This is a genomic window from Endozoicomonas sp. GU-1 (assembly GCF_027366395.1).
Lineage (GTDB): Bacteria > Pseudomonadota > Gammaproteobacteria > Pseudomonadales > Endozoicomonadaceae > Endozoicomonas.
The window spans coordinates 3001601-3016034 of the sequence record NZ_CP114771.1; the positions used below are offsets into that span (position 1 = coordinate 3001601).

14 protein-coding genes are annotated in these 14434 nt (G+C 51.5%); 6 read left to right on the forward strand and 8 right to left on the reverse strand.

The features are described from left to right. Positions 1-29: 29 nt before the first annotated feature. Entirely contained in the window at positions 30-1304 is a 1275-nt protein-coding gene (locus tag O3276_RS12270; RefSeq protein ID WP_269675877.1) for an MATH domain-containing protein, read from the reverse strand. Between the two features lie 272 nt (positions 1305-1576). Here O3276_RS12270 and O3276_RS12275 point away from each other — a divergent pair, with 272 nt between their 5' ends. After that, positions 1577-2512 carry a branched-chain amino acid transaminase gene (locus O3276_RS12275; RefSeq protein ID WP_269675878.1) on the forward strand — a complete coding sequence of 312 codons (936 nt, stop codon included), beginning with the start codon at positions 1577-1579 and terminating at the stop codon, positions 2510-2512. Here the strand turns inward: O3276_RS12275 and O3276_RS12280 are convergent. Both O3276_RS12280 and O3276_RS12285 read right to left on the reverse strand, forming a co-directional pair. Beyond that, complete coding sequence (locus tag O3276_RS12280; RefSeq protein WP_269675879.1) at positions 2502-2906, reverse strand: NirD/YgiW/YdeI family stress tolerance protein; 405 nt, start codon at positions 2904-2906, stop codon at positions 2502-2504. The two genes, O3276_RS12275 and O3276_RS12280, sit on opposite strands and share 11 nt — an antisense overlap. 128 nt (positions 2907-3034) lie before the next feature. Continuing rightward, positions 3035-4378, reverse strand: coding sequence for a hypothetical protein (locus O3276_RS12285; RefSeq protein ID WP_269675880.1), 1344 nt, complete (start codon positions 4376-4378; stop codon positions 3035-3037). 117 nt (positions 4379-4495) lie between these two features. Here O3276_RS12285 and O3276_RS12290 point away from each other — a divergent pair, with 117 nt between their 5' ends. Together O3276_RS12290 and O3276_RS12295 are read left to right on the forward strand one after the other, a co-directional pair. Then, complete coding sequence (locus O3276_RS12290) at positions 4496-4663, forward strand: hypothetical protein (RefSeq protein ID WP_269675881.1); 168 nt, start codon at positions 4496-4498, stop codon at positions 4661-4663. After that, positions 4664-6118, forward strand: a complete 1455-nt coding sequence (locus O3276_RS12295; RefSeq protein WP_269675882.1) for an aminoacyl-histidine dipeptidase — start codon at positions 4664-4666, stop codon at positions 6116-6118. A gap of 189 nt (positions 6119-6307) precedes the next feature. On the opposite strand, the gene O3276_RS12300 is transcribed toward O3276_RS12295, so the two are convergent. Genes O3276_RS12300 through O3276_RS12310 form a run of 3 tightly spaced genes read right to left on the reverse strand, consistent with a single transcriptional unit; the run spans position 6308 to position 8668 of the window. Further along, the gene (locus tag O3276_RS12300) at positions 6308-7489 is read right to left on the reverse strand and encodes a hypothetical protein (protein WP_269675883.1); all 1182 of its coding nucleotides are present in this window, start codon (positions 7487-7489) and stop codon (positions 6308-6310) included. Further along, complete coding sequence (locus tag O3276_RS12305) at positions 7447-7638, reverse strand: hypothetical protein (protein ID WP_269675884.1); 192 nt, start codon at positions 7636-7638, stop codon at positions 7447-7449. Before O3276_RS12305 ends, O3276_RS12300 begins: the two co-directional genes overlap by 43 nt. Further along, positions 7616-8668, reverse strand: a complete 1053-nt coding sequence (locus O3276_RS12310; protein WP_269675885.1) for a hypothetical protein — start codon at positions 8666-8668, stop codon at positions 7616-7618. The genes O3276_RS12305 and O3276_RS12310 overlap by 23 nt, the downstream gene beginning before the upstream one ends. Before the next feature lie 351 nt (positions 8669-9019). Here O3276_RS12310 and waaF point away from each other — a divergent pair, with 351 nt between their 5' ends. The 3 genes from waaF to O3276_RS12325 all read left to right on the forward strand — a co-directional run bounded on the left by waaF (position 9020) and on the right by O3276_RS12325 (position 11468). Beyond that, a complete protein-coding gene (gene waaF / locus O3276_RS12315; RefSeq protein WP_269675886.1) occupies positions 9020-10105 on the forward strand; it encodes a lipopolysaccharide heptosyltransferase II in 1086 nt (361 codons plus the stop codon). Then, entirely contained in the window at positions 10102-11112 is a 1011-nt protein-coding gene (gene waaC / locus O3276_RS12320) for a lipopolysaccharide heptosyltransferase I (protein ID WP_269675887.1), read from the forward strand. Before waaF ends, waaC begins: the two co-directional genes overlap by 4 nt. A gap of 107 nt (positions 11113-11219) precedes the next feature. Continuing rightward, positions 11220-11468: an acyl carrier protein gene (locus O3276_RS12325; RefSeq protein ID WP_269675888.1), complete on the forward strand. Its 249-nt coding sequence runs from the start codon at positions 11220-11222 to the stop codon at positions 11466-11468. 40 nt (positions 11469-11508) lie between these two features. Here O3276_RS12325 and O3276_RS12330 read toward each other — a convergent pair whose 3' ends face one another. Together O3276_RS12330 and O3276_RS12335 are read right to left on the reverse strand one after the other, a co-directional pair. Next, complete coding sequence (locus tag O3276_RS12330) at positions 11509-12735, reverse strand: pyridoxal-dependent decarboxylase, exosortase A system-associated (protein ID WP_269675889.1); 1227 nt, start codon at positions 12733-12735, stop codon at positions 11509-11511. A 20-nt stretch (positions 12736-12755) separates the two neighbouring features. Further along, complete coding sequence (locus tag O3276_RS12335) at positions 12756-14387, reverse strand: acyl-CoA ligase (AMP-forming), exosortase A system-associated (protein ID WP_269675890.1); 1632 nt, start codon at positions 14385-14387, stop codon at positions 12756-12758. Positions 14388-14434 lie beyond the last annotated feature (47 nt).

Genomic DNA, 14434 nt, shown 5'->3' on the forward strand with positions numbered 1-14434 from the left:
GGTGGTGGTGAGGATTTTAGCCAATTTTGCTAACTGCCACTGGCCTTCTCACCGACGTTGATCCTGATAAATAGACTGCCACCCGGAAGCATGTGTGTAAGATCATTGATTGCCATAAATTTATCGCAACCAACAGCTCTATTCATGCTCTCCGGTTTTTGGAAGCTTGGGATCGTCCGGTCGGGTTCCGTTCTATTTACTCCCAAAACTTCTTTTCCTTCCCCAACTATTTCAAAGGATAAAGTTTGATCGAACGGCCACGTCAGAATGTCGTCATACATGCCTTTCATAATTGATATAAACAGACTGATGTGGGTGCCTTTTCCCTTACCATCGCCATTTGGAAATATTGTTGCCTTCATCCTGTATCCTTCCGGTGCCGAATAGAAAACCGGACTGTCAAACGATGTTTCTATGTCGATACTTGCCTTGTCTATGGCTTCTCTGAAGTTGTCTATTCTCCATAAAAACGTTCCATCCGTGCGCTGTTCCTGCAATTCCTCTATTTGAATTTTACTATCAGCGCAGGTTACCGAGAGGTTTCCTACATTTCTTTGAAGTTGTTCTATCGTTTTATTCTGTTGACTGATTTTTTCAACCAGCTGCTCGTTTGTCTTTTGCAGATGTTCAAGTATTTTCATGCCCGACATTAACTGCATCTGAACCATACTTTGTTCATCCTCGGATCCAGCTGCCCTCTCTGGGAGGCTGTCAAATGTCATCAAATCCTCTGTTGGATAGAGTCCCTGCGGTGCAACTACCGGGGGAGGAAAGCATCCATGATGTTCGCCATGATAATGGTCAGGCAAATAGCTTAACTCCACGGCCTGACGACATTCATCACCATTATGGTCCTTCGCACAATATACTATGAGGCGCCGGGAAAGAGCGGTCAGTTCTTCATGCTCATCATACTTCTGGTAATTAATAGGATCTGCCTTTATAAAACACTGCAGGTCAGATGCTAAAGTATATCCCTCCAGTGATGGGAGTATTGATGCGTCTTTGGGTCGCACATCAATGATGGCGTTGTTAACGATCTCCCTGTGATGCAAAGGCCTGCCTTCCATGATATGTTTATTACCCTTCGAACATTCGCCACAGTACATTCTGCTCTCAATTTCCTTCAAATTCTCAGGTTTACATCGAAACAATGCTCCGCTGGTTGTTCTGAATACTTTACCGGACAGGTCTTGCTGCCGATCCCGATCATAAATCAGTACCGGTTCCTGATGATCAACCTCCCCATATCGAGAAGGATCACCTACGCCCGGTAAGTAACCGAAAGAATTATCCAGGTTCATTAGCAATAGCTCCTGTTTAAATTTTTTGATGAACTAGCAAAGTACTTCTGACCACAAATTACTCGATCGGTTCAATTAGAAATGGCTTAATCGTTAGAATATTCTGAAAAGATCTGAAACCTGTGCAGCTGGTTCCGGTAAAATGATAACGCTTGAGAATTTTGCAATCCCCTGCCGTGGACAATCACTCTTTGGCATCAGAGAAAAGTTGTGATCCAATAGTCACTTCAGACTCTTTCACCAACAAAATAATTTAGATCTGGAGTTTCCCGATGTCTTTCGCCGATCGTGATGGCGTTATCTGGTTAGATGGGAAGTTAGTTCCCTGGCGTGAAGCCAAAACCCATGTGCTGACCCACACCCTTCATTACGGGATGGGGGTTTTTGAAGGTGTCAGAGCCTATAACACGCCAGAAGGACCTGCCATTTTCCGTCTGAAGGAACACACCGACCGCCTGTTTCGCAGCGCCCACATCCTGAGAATGGAAATCCCCTTCAGCAAAGAAGAACTGAACGAAGCACAGAAGCTTGTCGTTCGTGAGAATGGGCTGGACGAAGCCTACCTGCGGCCAATGTGCTTCCTGGGCTCTGAGGGTATGGGGTTAAGAGCCGAGGGCCTTCAGGTTCACACCATGGTTGCTGCCTGGAACTGGCCTTCTTACATGTCGCCGGAAGCGCTTGAGCGTGGCATCAAAATTCGTACCTCTTCCTATACACGACACCATGTAAATATCACCATGTGCAAGGCCAAAGCCAACGGGAATTACATGAATTCCATGCTGGCGCTGCGGGAAGCACTGGACAGTGGCTGTGAAGAAGCCCTGCTGCTGGATAACGAGGGTTATGTGGCGGAAGGCAGTGGTGAGAACGTCTTTATTGTGAAAGAAGATGGCATTCTCTATACCCCGGAACTGACTTCCTGCCTGGAAGGCATTACCCGGGACACCATCATCCGGTTTGCCCGGGAGCTTGGGCTGGAAGTCCGGGAAAAACGCATTACCCGTGATGAAGTATATATTGCCCGTGAAGCATTCTTTACCGGCACGGCTGCAGAGGTAATGCCTATTTGTGAACACGATGGGCGCAAGATTGGCTGCGGCAAGCGCGGCCCCGTTACTGAAAAGCTTCAGTCCATGTATTTTGATCAGGTCCGTGGCAAACGCAAAGAGAACCCTGAGTGGTTGAACCATTGCTACCCTACTTGCTGATAATTCGCAGAGACTTTACATCTATTTCAACGGCGGATACCCGATCAACATCCACCTCACCAATAATCTCTACTGTGGTATTGGCAGTTATCGGTTGCGGTGGAAAGTCGTTATCATCAATATCCGCGATGATTTCACCGGTACCATCGTTAAACAGGTAAGTCTCATGTTTAACTTTTCGGACCAGATTACCCCTGAGGACGACCCGCCTGTCGTCCTGAGGATTCTTCAGGATAGCGGCGACGGTTGTCGTACCATCACCGGAGTCAGGTATGGAACTAACCCCTGATCCGGGGCCGATATAAGCCCCTTCAGCCACAAACACCGTGAATGCCAGCAAGACAGCGGAAGACCATCTGACTAACTTCTGCACATAAACGTCGTAGAGTTTCATTACCGAGACACCCTGACAGTGACTTATATTCCAACTGGAATAATAGGAGAAAAAGTCGGTCTCGCCAGAGTTTTGCGGTCTCTATTGGACGTCAAACAATGAGAGCACAGCAGCAGGCTATCAACCACTTATCTTTTATCAATCCGATAAAGACCACAAACACCAACATGCTCCCCCAGGCTTTGAAATATCTCAGGAGGAAAGCCCGGTATCACCGGTATCATGGCTATTCCCATTTTGGTTAATGCTTTGGAAGAGAACAGCAACTCCTGATCACTGGCCTCAGAAATGACCAGCAAATTCTTACCTCCCCGATCAAACCAGGACTTAATGACCCTGGGAAGAAATTCAGCCGCGTCCACCCAGCGCCCGTTATCCATGAAAACGGGCTGCGGCGCATCAAGTACCAATGCTGATGAGTCCATGTTACCACCAGTCGAAGCCAGTATTTTGGCAAACTTGTCGACGCTGACAAACACATCCGCTTTATTTACCCTGGTATAGGTTCTTTCCGGTGGATTGATATCAAAGCAGGTTGAGGGCATGCCTGCTTCCATCATACTTTTAGAAAAATAACCGGATCCCGCCATAGGAAGAAACAATCGGTCAATATTATTCACTCTTAGATAATCGTTAAGATAGTTTGCTGAGGCTTGAGAAATGCTGGCATAAATACAGAGTTCAGTTTCACGGTAACGAGAAATCATCGTTATCAATTTGATTAAACGAGTATCAGCAGGACCCCATTTACGCCTTAGAACTATTTGCTCCTTGTGATGAGACGGATCTTCCCCATAACCGGAGAGTTGACGAGGGTTCATGACATCAAGAGCAAACATGGGCTCAGGAAAAATCATATTGGTATAATGAATTAGTGAAACCGATTCCGTACACAGCTCTCCCTTTAATAGCTTTGACAAGTCCGTTAACTGGCTATAGAGAGCGTCCAGAATACCAACATTAAATAGCAGGCTACGCTCATCAATATTACCGTTAATGCTTGAAAACTGATCACAATTATTGATCAGACGAAATGCTTCCTTTGCCAGGTCAGTGTACTTTGATAAATGCCGAAGAAGACACATTACAATCAATTTATTGGAACCATGTTTGCATTCAACCGATACTTGTAATTGTTCAAATAAAGATAATTTTTCACGATCTGATGTGGCATCGCACAGCTGCTTAATGAGGGCTGAATGGTCAGGATCCCTATTTAACCCTTCTGCAATAGGATGCTTGTGCAAATACTCCAACCGCAAGCCCGTATCGGCCGGTGAATAAGCAAAACCCCCATCAGACGGCATAGAGACTGCTCGGTCAACTACCGGAACAGCACGGGGGGAGGAGTCCAAAACCATGGCAACATCCGTTTGTGAGGTTGTCTCAGGTACTAATCCAGTCGTAACCCTGGTTTCACGATGATTGAATGAAACCTCCCCCAGAAGCTCTGTTACATCATCAACACTCATGTTGCTGTCAAGTTGAGCACCCGATTGGGGCCTGGAGATTGCGTCCAAAATAATATCCAGTCAATAACGTTTGTTGCACTTTTCAGACAGCTGTATTCCAGCATCGTTCCCTGCAAAATGGCGGACTCACCCGTAGGCTTGCCTGTTGCCACCATTGACCACTGTTTTGCACGATATAAAGGTAGAAAACCCTCATTGATGTTTACCCCCGGCACCCTCACTATACGACGACTGCAAATAAATATTCCGACACAGCAGTCATTATTATTAGCCCTGGAGTCTTAAATGAGCGCTATCCACGAACTGCAGCCCAACGCGCTATGGCAACACTTTTCCGCTATATGTGACATACCTCACCCTTCGTTCCATGAAGAACAGATTCGTGAGCATTTGATTGGCTTTGCCCAAGAGCACAATCTTGAGTGGCAGTCCGATGCGGCAGGCAATGTCATTATTCGCAAAAAGGCAACACCCGGTATGGAAAACCGTGCCGGTGTTATTCTTCAGGGCCACATGGATATGGTGCCTCAGAAAAATAACGATACCGTTCATGACTTCCCCACTGACCCGATTAAAGCCTATATCGATGGTGACTGGGTGACTGCCGAAGGCACCACCCTCGGTGCCGATAACGGCATCGGTATGGCGGCAACACTGGCCGTATTAGCTGCCAAAGACTTGCAGCATGGCCCTGTTGAAGCGCTGTTCACCGCGACTGAAGAGACCGGAATGATCGGCGCTCAGGGGCTGCAGCAGGGTGTTCTGACCGGCAAGATCCTGCTCAACCTGGATACTGAAGATGAGGGCGAACTCTACATTGGCTGCGCCGGTGGTACCCGTATCGAGATTAACGGGGATTACACGACTGAAGCCGTTCAGGAGGGATTGACCTGCAAAACCCTGGCCATTGCCGGACTCAAAGGTGGCCATTCCGGGTGTGATATTCATCTGGGCAGGGGCAATGCCATCAAATTGCTGGTCCGTGTCCTGCACCGTCTGGAGGCAGAAGGTGTGCGTATTGCCAGCCTGACCGGTGGTTCCCTGGCCAATGCCATTCCCCGTGAAGCGTCTGCGGTCATTGCCATTCCTGAGTCATCACTGGAGACATGTGAGCAAATTATTGACCAGTGCAGCAATGAGCTGACTGCCGAATTGGCGGTGGTGGAGCCCAACCTGACACTGACTCTGAGTGAGGCTGCGCCCGCTGCCGAGCTGATGTCTCTGCAGGATCAGAACCGCTGGGTAGCTGCGGTGAATGCCTGTCCAAATGGTGCCCAGAGAATGAGTGACGCCATTGCAGGCGTGGTAGAAACCTCTTTAAACCTGGGGGTTCTGACCATCAATGAAGGCCAGATCAAAGCCCATATCCTGCCAAGAAGTCTGGTGGGCAGCTGTAATGATGCCCTGAGTGATGCTGTCGCCGGTCTGTTCCGAATGCTGGGTGCCGAAGTCATCTTCTCCGACAGCTACCCGGGTTGGAAACCAGATGCTGACTCTCAGATTCTGGCTATTATGAAACAGGTTTATGCGGAGCTTTATGGTCAGGAACCCGGCGTACAAGTGGTTCATGCCGGTCTGGAATGTGGCCTGCTGGGCAGCAAGTATCCAGAGTGGGATATGATCTCCTTTGGCCCTACCATCCGCTTCCCGCACTCTCCGGATGAAAAAGTAAATATCAAAAGCGTTGCCAGGTTCTGGGATCTGCTGGTGGCTACTTTGAAAGCGGTTCCGGAAGCGTAATGCGATGGTTGCAATATGTTTGTGACAGGCTCCTGAGCTGATCAGATTGATGAACCCTGTAGAGGGAAAACAGGAAGAGTCAGCAACAGCCTGATCGTTCTGACATTCTGGTGCCAGGAAAAGGTGACTGTTCAGTGACGGTTGCCTTTTTTAAAGGCTCCAATACAGGGGACTGTCTGAATAAATAAGTTACAAACGTTTGTCCAGCTCAGTTACTCTGTCAGTCACTACCTGGCTCATTTCATGGTCTGGTTTATGTGTAGGAACTCTCTGCCTGTTCATTCGTTCCCTGGTTCCCTGAATACGCTGTGATACCGAGTTGACCGCAGCGCTAGCCAGTTCTTTACCACGAGTCAGGGGTTTCTTCGCCAGCTCCTTACCACGCAACCCGTGCCGGTAACCGGTAATCCACTCATAGGTTGAATAGCCGACAATCCCCAATCCGACCGCTGCCACAAGGGTACCTGTGGTAATGATCGCCGTAGCGGCTGTTGATGCTGTAGCGTCTGCTGACACTGTGGCGGCTGCTAACGCCGCCGCTGTTGACTCTGTAGTGGCCGTTGACGCCGAAGCGGTTGTTGACGCTGTAGCGTCATTTACCGGGCAAACATCACCGTACGAAAAATCCAACGCATCCGGAAATTCAGTTCCCGAAGCGCAATTGGCTGTTAACACACGTGGGTCAGCTTTTTGGCAAAGAAGCTGCTCATTGGGTTCAGGTCCAAAATCCTTTTTCATGATGACATAGCTATTCACCGCCGTGGTGCCGGTAACCGTTACTCCATCATGAACCTTCCCTCCTCTGATGTCGGCGTATGCATATTTACCCGAGGTTTCGACCGTGCTGTTCACCGCCGTGGTGTTGGCAACCGTTCCTCCATTGGAAACCAGCCCTCCCCCGATGCCAGCGTATCCACGTTCACCAAAGGTTTCGACCTTGCTGTCCACCGCCGTGGTGTTGGCAACCGTTCCTCCATTGGTAACCAACCCTACCCCAATGCCGGCGTATGCATTTTTACCCGAGGTTTCGACCGTGCTGTCCTCCGTCGTGGTGCAGGCAACCGTTCCTTGATCGTAAACCGCCCCCCCTCCGATGCCTGCGAATGCATGTTCACCCGAGGTTTCGATCGTGCTGTTCACCGCCGTGGTGTTGGCAACCTTTCCTCCATCGGTAACCTGCCCTACCCCAATGCCGGCGTGTGCATAATTACCCGAGGTTTCGACTGTGCTGTCCACCGCCGAGGTGCAGGCAACCGTTCCTTGCTCGAAAACCGCCCCACCCCCGATGCTTGCGCATGCACCTTCACCCAAGGTTTCGACCGTGCTGTTCACCGCCGTGGTGTTGGCAACCGATCCTCCAACTTCAACCATCCCCCCCCCCCCCCGATGCCCGCGTGTGCAGTTTGACCCTTGTCGGTTTTGACCGTGGTGTTCACCGCCGTGGTGTAGGCAACCATTCCGGAAACCCACCCCCCTCCAATGCCGGCATGTGCAAATTTACCCTTGTTGGTTTTGACCATGCTGTCCACCGCCGTGGTGTTGGCAACCATTCCTCCATCGTGAACCAGCCCCCCCCCCGATGCCGGCGTATGCACGTTCACCCGAGGTTTCAACCGTGCTGTCCACCGCCGTGGTGTTGGCAACCGTTCCTTTAACCTCCCCTCCCCCAATGCCCGCGTAAGCTCTGTAACCCCAAGTGGAAACACGAGCATTTTCAGCCCGGACACCACTGACTGTGCCATTAATATCAACAACACAGGCTGCTACCCCAGTCACCTTCGTGGAATTTATTATATTGGCACCAGTCAATTGAAGCTCACTGATGCGGCCTTTCAGAGTGTCAACCAGACAGTCAGGCAGGTCGCTGATGGTACGGCACTGCCCATCGTACTGCCCGGTGAATGGATCGGTCTTATTGCCAATGGATTGAAAGTCTTGAGTGACAACAATATCCTCAGTCTGTTGGTATGTACCGTCCAGTGGATAGCAGGGATCTCGACCAATCTTGTCCAGGGTTTTCGTATCATTAATCTTTATGGGCATCTTTATGGGTTGTGGACAATCGGCAATAGCATCCGAATTGGCATAGTGAAAAGAGCTGGCCAGCGTGCCAAGTGCAAGCAGTCCTCTGGTTCCCTGACTCCCTTGATAGCGGGCTGCGGATGGCTGTTGAAGGGGTGCGTCTTTCGAGCCGGGTTCTTTTTCCTGCGCCTCTTCCCCGGTTGCTTTTGATGTCTGTGGTAATTCCGGTTTGGCATCAGGCCCGGGCACACAGCTGGCGAACCAGGCATCGGCAATATCTTTCGCTATGAAAAGGATGGGACTCAACGGCACGATAGTTGCCGTGGCCAGTCGCCCAATACCTTCCAGTGCTTTATCGGGATTAATACTGAAGTGAGGATCTTCCATCGGAATCAATGATTTCGCAAATGCTTTAGCAACCGCAACGCCATGGCCGAGCCAGGAATATTCGACGCCATTCCCTGAACATTGGGAAGCGCTGTCACAAATTGGTTGTTGAATGGGCTGCTGAATAGGTTGCTGAATCATAAACAGGCCTCGATGATGTTGCATAAAAGTACATTGGAAATGTGTACAAAAAATACTTGGCGTCATTGATCCATCCAGTGATGGAAAAGTTCCCGGATGATGTTTTTTTCTTAATGCAAAAAACTGACTTCACTGACGATGCTCTGCACAAGTATTTTCAGTAAGGCGTGCTTTCTTGCTCCCATCGGCTGGCTGCAACAGCTGTAAAGACACCCCTTTCAAACTGTTGACCAGTTCAGCCCATCCAGGCTCTCCACCCCCGGAGAGCCTTACTCATTAACCGGTCACTTTTTACCTGCGTAAACAGCGCTTATAATTCCCTCCCATTCACTATAAGGAAGTCCAGACGGGATGAAATATCTGATCGTCGGTCCCTCATGGGTAGGGGACATGGTAATGGCACAAACGCTGTTTATTGCCCTGAAACAACAACACCCTGATGCCATCATCGATGTACTCGCTCCCGCCTGGAGCCTGCCGATCATTGAGCGTATGCCTGAAGTTCGCAGGGGGATTGATATGCCCCTGGGTCATGGCAAACTGGGGCTTAAAGCCCGCTACCAGCTGGGCAAAAGTCTGAGAGCGGAAGGCTACACACACGCCATCGCCTTACCCAACTCGTTCAAATCAGCACTGGTGCCCCTCTGGGCCAACATCAGGCACCGTATTGGCTGGCGCGGTGAAATGCGCTACGGGCTACTGAACGACATTCGCAGGCTGGATAAAAGTCAATACCCACTGATGGTGGAACGGTTTGTCGCCCTGGCCTATCCGGAGGGTACTTCACTACCGGAGCCTCTGCCGATTCCTGCACTTCAGGTAAACAGTAATACCGCCAGCAAAGTCCCTGGCCGCTACCACCTGCACACCGACAGGCCCATTCTGGCACTGTGCCCGGGTGCTGAGTTTGGCCCCTCCAAGCAGTGGCCAACCGGTTACTACGCCGAAGTGGCACGCTCCCTTGCTGAACAGGGATGGCAAGTTTGGCTGTTTGGCTCAGCCAAAGATCAAGCGGTCACCGCTGAAATAAAAAGCTGCCTGCCTGATGCATTGCAGCAGCACTGCCATAACATGGCCGGTGAAACATCGCTGGCGGATGCCATCGACCTGCTCTCCTTTGCCAGCGCTGTGGTCAGTAATGACTCTGGCCTGATGCATATAGCGGCAGCCCTGAATCGGCCCCTGGTGGCGGTTTACGGATCAACGTCGCCCGATCATACACCGCCACTGAACAAAAACAGTGAAACACTGTCTATGAAGCTGGATTGCAGCCCCTGTTTCAAAAGGGAGTGCCCGCTCGGACATATGAACTGCATGAAGCAACTGTCTCCAGACAAGGTTCTGGCTGCCATCGCTCATCTGACGACCGACCAGGACGGTCACCATGAACAGCATCCAGAAATAACGCTGGTCGAAGAAGGAGGTAACGCCCGTTGACTGAACCAAGGCACGTTCTGGTGGTAAAAACTTCCTCTATGGGGGATATCATCCACACCCTTCCGGCACTGACCGATGCAGCATCAGCCATACCCGGCCTTCGTTTTGACTGGGTGGTGGAAGAGAGTTTTGCCGAGATTCCAGCCTGGCATCCCGCGGTTGACCGGGTGATTCCTGTCGCTGTGCGCCGCTGGCGCAAGTCGTTGCTGCAAACCTGGAAATCCGGGGAGTGGCAGCAGTTCAAAAAAACCCTGGGTGCCAGTAACTACGATGCCGTGATTGACGCCCAGGGGCTGTTAAAAAGCGCTTTCATTGCCAGAAAAGCCAAAGGTCCTCGCTTTGGGCTGGATAAACAGTCTGCCCGTGAGCCGATTGCCAGCCGTTTTTACCAGTTCCCACAATCGGTTCCATTGGAACAGCATGCCGTTGAGCGTGTTCGCCAGCTCTTTGCCAAATCGCTGGCCTATGTATTACCGAAAACACCGGGTCAGTTTCTGCTGAACAGAGACCAATTCCCCAAAGGGCTGATTAAGGACAAGCCGTATGTGGTGTTTGTTCACGGAACCACCTGGCCGACCAAACACTGGCCTGAAAACTACTGGTGTGAGTTGGCGCAGAAAGTGAATCAGGCCGGTCTTCAGGTCGTATTGCCCTGGGGTAATGACCATGAAAAGGCCAGGGCAGAGCGCATTGCCAATGCCAGCGGCCAGGCCACCGTGCTGCCGAAGCTGTCACTGGCTGAGGTTGCTGGCGTGATTTGTGCAGCCCGGGCAGCCGTTGCGGTTGATACCGGCCTGGGACATTTAACGGCAGCACTGGAAACACCGGCGGTCTCGCTCTATGGGCCCACCAGCCCGGTAAAAGTCGGTGCTTATGGCACGGGACAGAAACACCTGACCCTTGAACACTGTCCAACCGGCGAGTTTCCTGCCACCAATCCCGGAATTTTTGCACCGATGACACCGGATGTTGTCTGGCGGGCACTTGAGTCACAGATCGAACGTTAATCCTTATCACAACATAGAAGTTTCCGTTTATTCCATGCAGACGACCACAGTTGCGCCATAGACGGAAAATGCCTAAAGTGGCCGATTTTTACCCCTCGGGATGATAAATGACCAAGCTGGAACAAATGAACGCCATTTTGGCAGATCTTCTCAAGCTGGATACCAGTGAGTTCAATGAACAGACTGAACTGCTGGGAGCCCTTCCGGAGTTCGACTCCATGGCCGTGGTTGGATTGATTACCGCAATTGAGGAAACCTTTGGCATTGCCGTCAATGACGATGATCTGGACGCGGAACTGTTCGAAACCGTAGGCTCTGTTCTTTCCTATGTGAATGCAGCTGGGGCAATTGCCTGATGGTTATTTCCAGGCCAGATTAATTCCGGCCTGGCTCTGCTCACAATAACAACTCCACCACTTCGGGATGCCCGAGAAACTTCTGTGGGCTGGCGGTTGCGCCATAAGCACCCGATTGCAGAACCACGATAAAGTCTCCCACCTCCGCTTTTGGCAATGCCAGTTTTGCCCCGACAACATCCAGAGGCGTACAGAGCGGTCCGACAATCTCGACCACTTCCTGTTCGCCACTGTCAAGGCAATGGGCCAGAACTACCGGGTAATTTTTTCGGATGACCTGACCAAAGTTGCCGGAGTTGGACAGGTGATGGTGCAGTCCGCCATTGGTCATCAGGAAGGCCTGTCCACGGGATTCTTTTTTATCCGTCACCTGACAAATATAATACCCCGCCTCCCCCACCAGCCAGCGCCCAAGCTCCATCACCACCTCTGATGACTTGAGCGAATCCGGACGATGATCCAGAAGGTACTGCAGGTTTTCGGCCATACCTGCCATTGTCAGCGTCTGTTCTCCAGGGAAGTAAGGAATGCCCAGGCCGCCACCGATATTGATATGCCTGACCGGGGCTCGAACCAGGTCGGCCAGCCTGGCGGCCAGCTCAAAGGTTTGCTGATGGCACTCAATCAGAGACTCTGCCTTGAGATTCTGCGAGCCAGAAAAAATATGGAAACCCTGAAAGTCCAGTTTATCCAAATCAAGCCCCGCCAGAATAGACGGCATTTGTTCAGCATCTATACCAAACTGTTTGGGGCCGCCGGCCATTTTCATGCCGGAGGTCTTTAACTCAAAGTCCGGATTCACCCGAAATGCGATACGGGGGCGAATACCCAGCTGCTGGTGACAGAGGTACAGCCGCTGCAACTCCAGGGGGGACTCGATATTGATGGTAATACCCGCCGCAACGGCGGCTCTCAGTTCATGTTCTCCCTTGGCCGGCCCGGCAAAACTGATATTGGCCGCCGCCATACCGGTCCCCAGGGCAACCAGCATTTCCCGGTGGGAAGCAACATCCAGCCCATCCACACACTGTGCCATATGGCCCACGACGGCGGGCATCGGGTTGGCTTTTATGGCGTAGTGAAGCTTCAGCTCTGCGGGCATCTGCTGACGAAACTGGGCGACTCTCTGGGTCAGGGCCTGCCGGTCGTAGATGTAGCAGGGTGAAGAGCCGGCAATCGTCACCAGATCAGCAGCGGTATACCCGGCAATCAGTAACTGATTATCCCTGGACTGAAGACTGGCCAGCCGGTGATGTCCTTTAGTCATTTTCTTTTGCCCAAGATCATTCACGAAACAGGTGCCTCCTCGTCCTGAAACAGCCTCCGGTAGGCTTCCAGTAGCGGCTTGCGATCAATTTTACCATTGGGATTTCTGGCAAGTGTCGTTTGCTGGATAACACGGATGGGAACCATATAAGCGGGCAGGCATTGCTGGCAGTGGCGGATCAATGAGGGTTCATCGATTTCACTGCTGCTCACTACGACCAGAACGATGGCCTGCCCCAAACGGAAGTGCGGGACACCAATAGCCGCCACTTCTGCCACCAGCCCGGATGAATAAACCACCTCTTCCACTTCCGTTGGGCTGACCCGATAACCGGATGTTTTGATCATATCGTCACGACGACCGACAAAATAAATATATCCATTGTCGTCTTTACGAACAATATCACCGGACCAGACGGCCAGCTCTTTGCCCGGAATTCCCGGTATGGCACAGGGTGCAGGCCGGAAGCGTTCAGCGGTTCGCTCCGGATCATTCCAGTAGCCCATGCTGACCAGGGCACCACGGTGCACCAGCTCGCCGGGTTCATGGGGTCCACAGATCTCACCCAGCTCATTGATCACCATCACATCCGCATTGGGAATGGCTTTCCCCATAGACCCGGGTCGTAAATCAATCTGTTCAGGAGGAAGAAAGCAGGAGCGAAATGCCTCGGTCAAACCATACATCAAGTAAGGTTTGGCATGGCGAAAACGCTGTCGCAGTAAGGCCAGGGTGGCCGTCGGCATGGCACCACCGGTATTGGTAAAGTAGCGCAGACTGTCACCAGCCCCTTGTGGCCAGGGCAGATCGGCTATCTGAACCCAGAGTGGCGGAACCAGGCCTAGCCCGGTGATCTGCTGTTTCTCCACCGTTTTAATGACATCCCTGGGGAGAAGGTATTCCAGTAGATAACAGCTGGCACCCACCAGAAATGCCGTTGTCAGCTGGCTGAAACCGTAATCAAAACTGAAGGGCAAAACACAGAGCAGGCGGTCTTCCGGTGTATTGCCCAGATACTGGGCAACACTGCTGGCCCCCGTGACCATATTACGGTGTGACAACACAACGCCTTTGGGCTTTCCTGTGCTGCCGGAGGTATAAAGAATTGCCGCCATATCCGCATCAATGGACGACACCGGTTCCCACCAGGCACAGGGCTTGAGGAAATTTGCCCAGTTCATTGGGTTGGCGGATTGTCGATGACCGAAAGCGCTATCAGACAAGGGATTATTGACCAGGTCCTCATCAGCAAGGTCACCATCAACCAGAATCACTTGCATAAGGTCATGGCACTGGTGAATTTCAGCTTCCAGCTGCTGATAGCGGGCTTTGTTCGTCATCAGCACACGAACATTGCAGTCTTTGAGAATATGAAAGACCTGGGGCGCTTTCAGCACCGGATTGACGGGCACCATAACGCCACCGGCGGCCGTTGCACCAAAGTAGCTGAAGACCGCTTCCGGCGTTTTAGGCAGGTAGATTGCCACCCGTTCATGTTGCATCAGACCCAGCTTTTGCAGCCCGGCGGCCACCGAACGAATCTGTCGGGAAACGGTCTGGTAATCAAACCACTGGTCTTTGCAGCCCAGGGCTTTCGAGGAAGGCGAACGTTCTGCCTGGCGCAGAACAATCTGGTGTAACAACAAGCTCATGGGTTTAACAACGGCTCAAAAGTATATCAACCATGGCGGTTGATCTA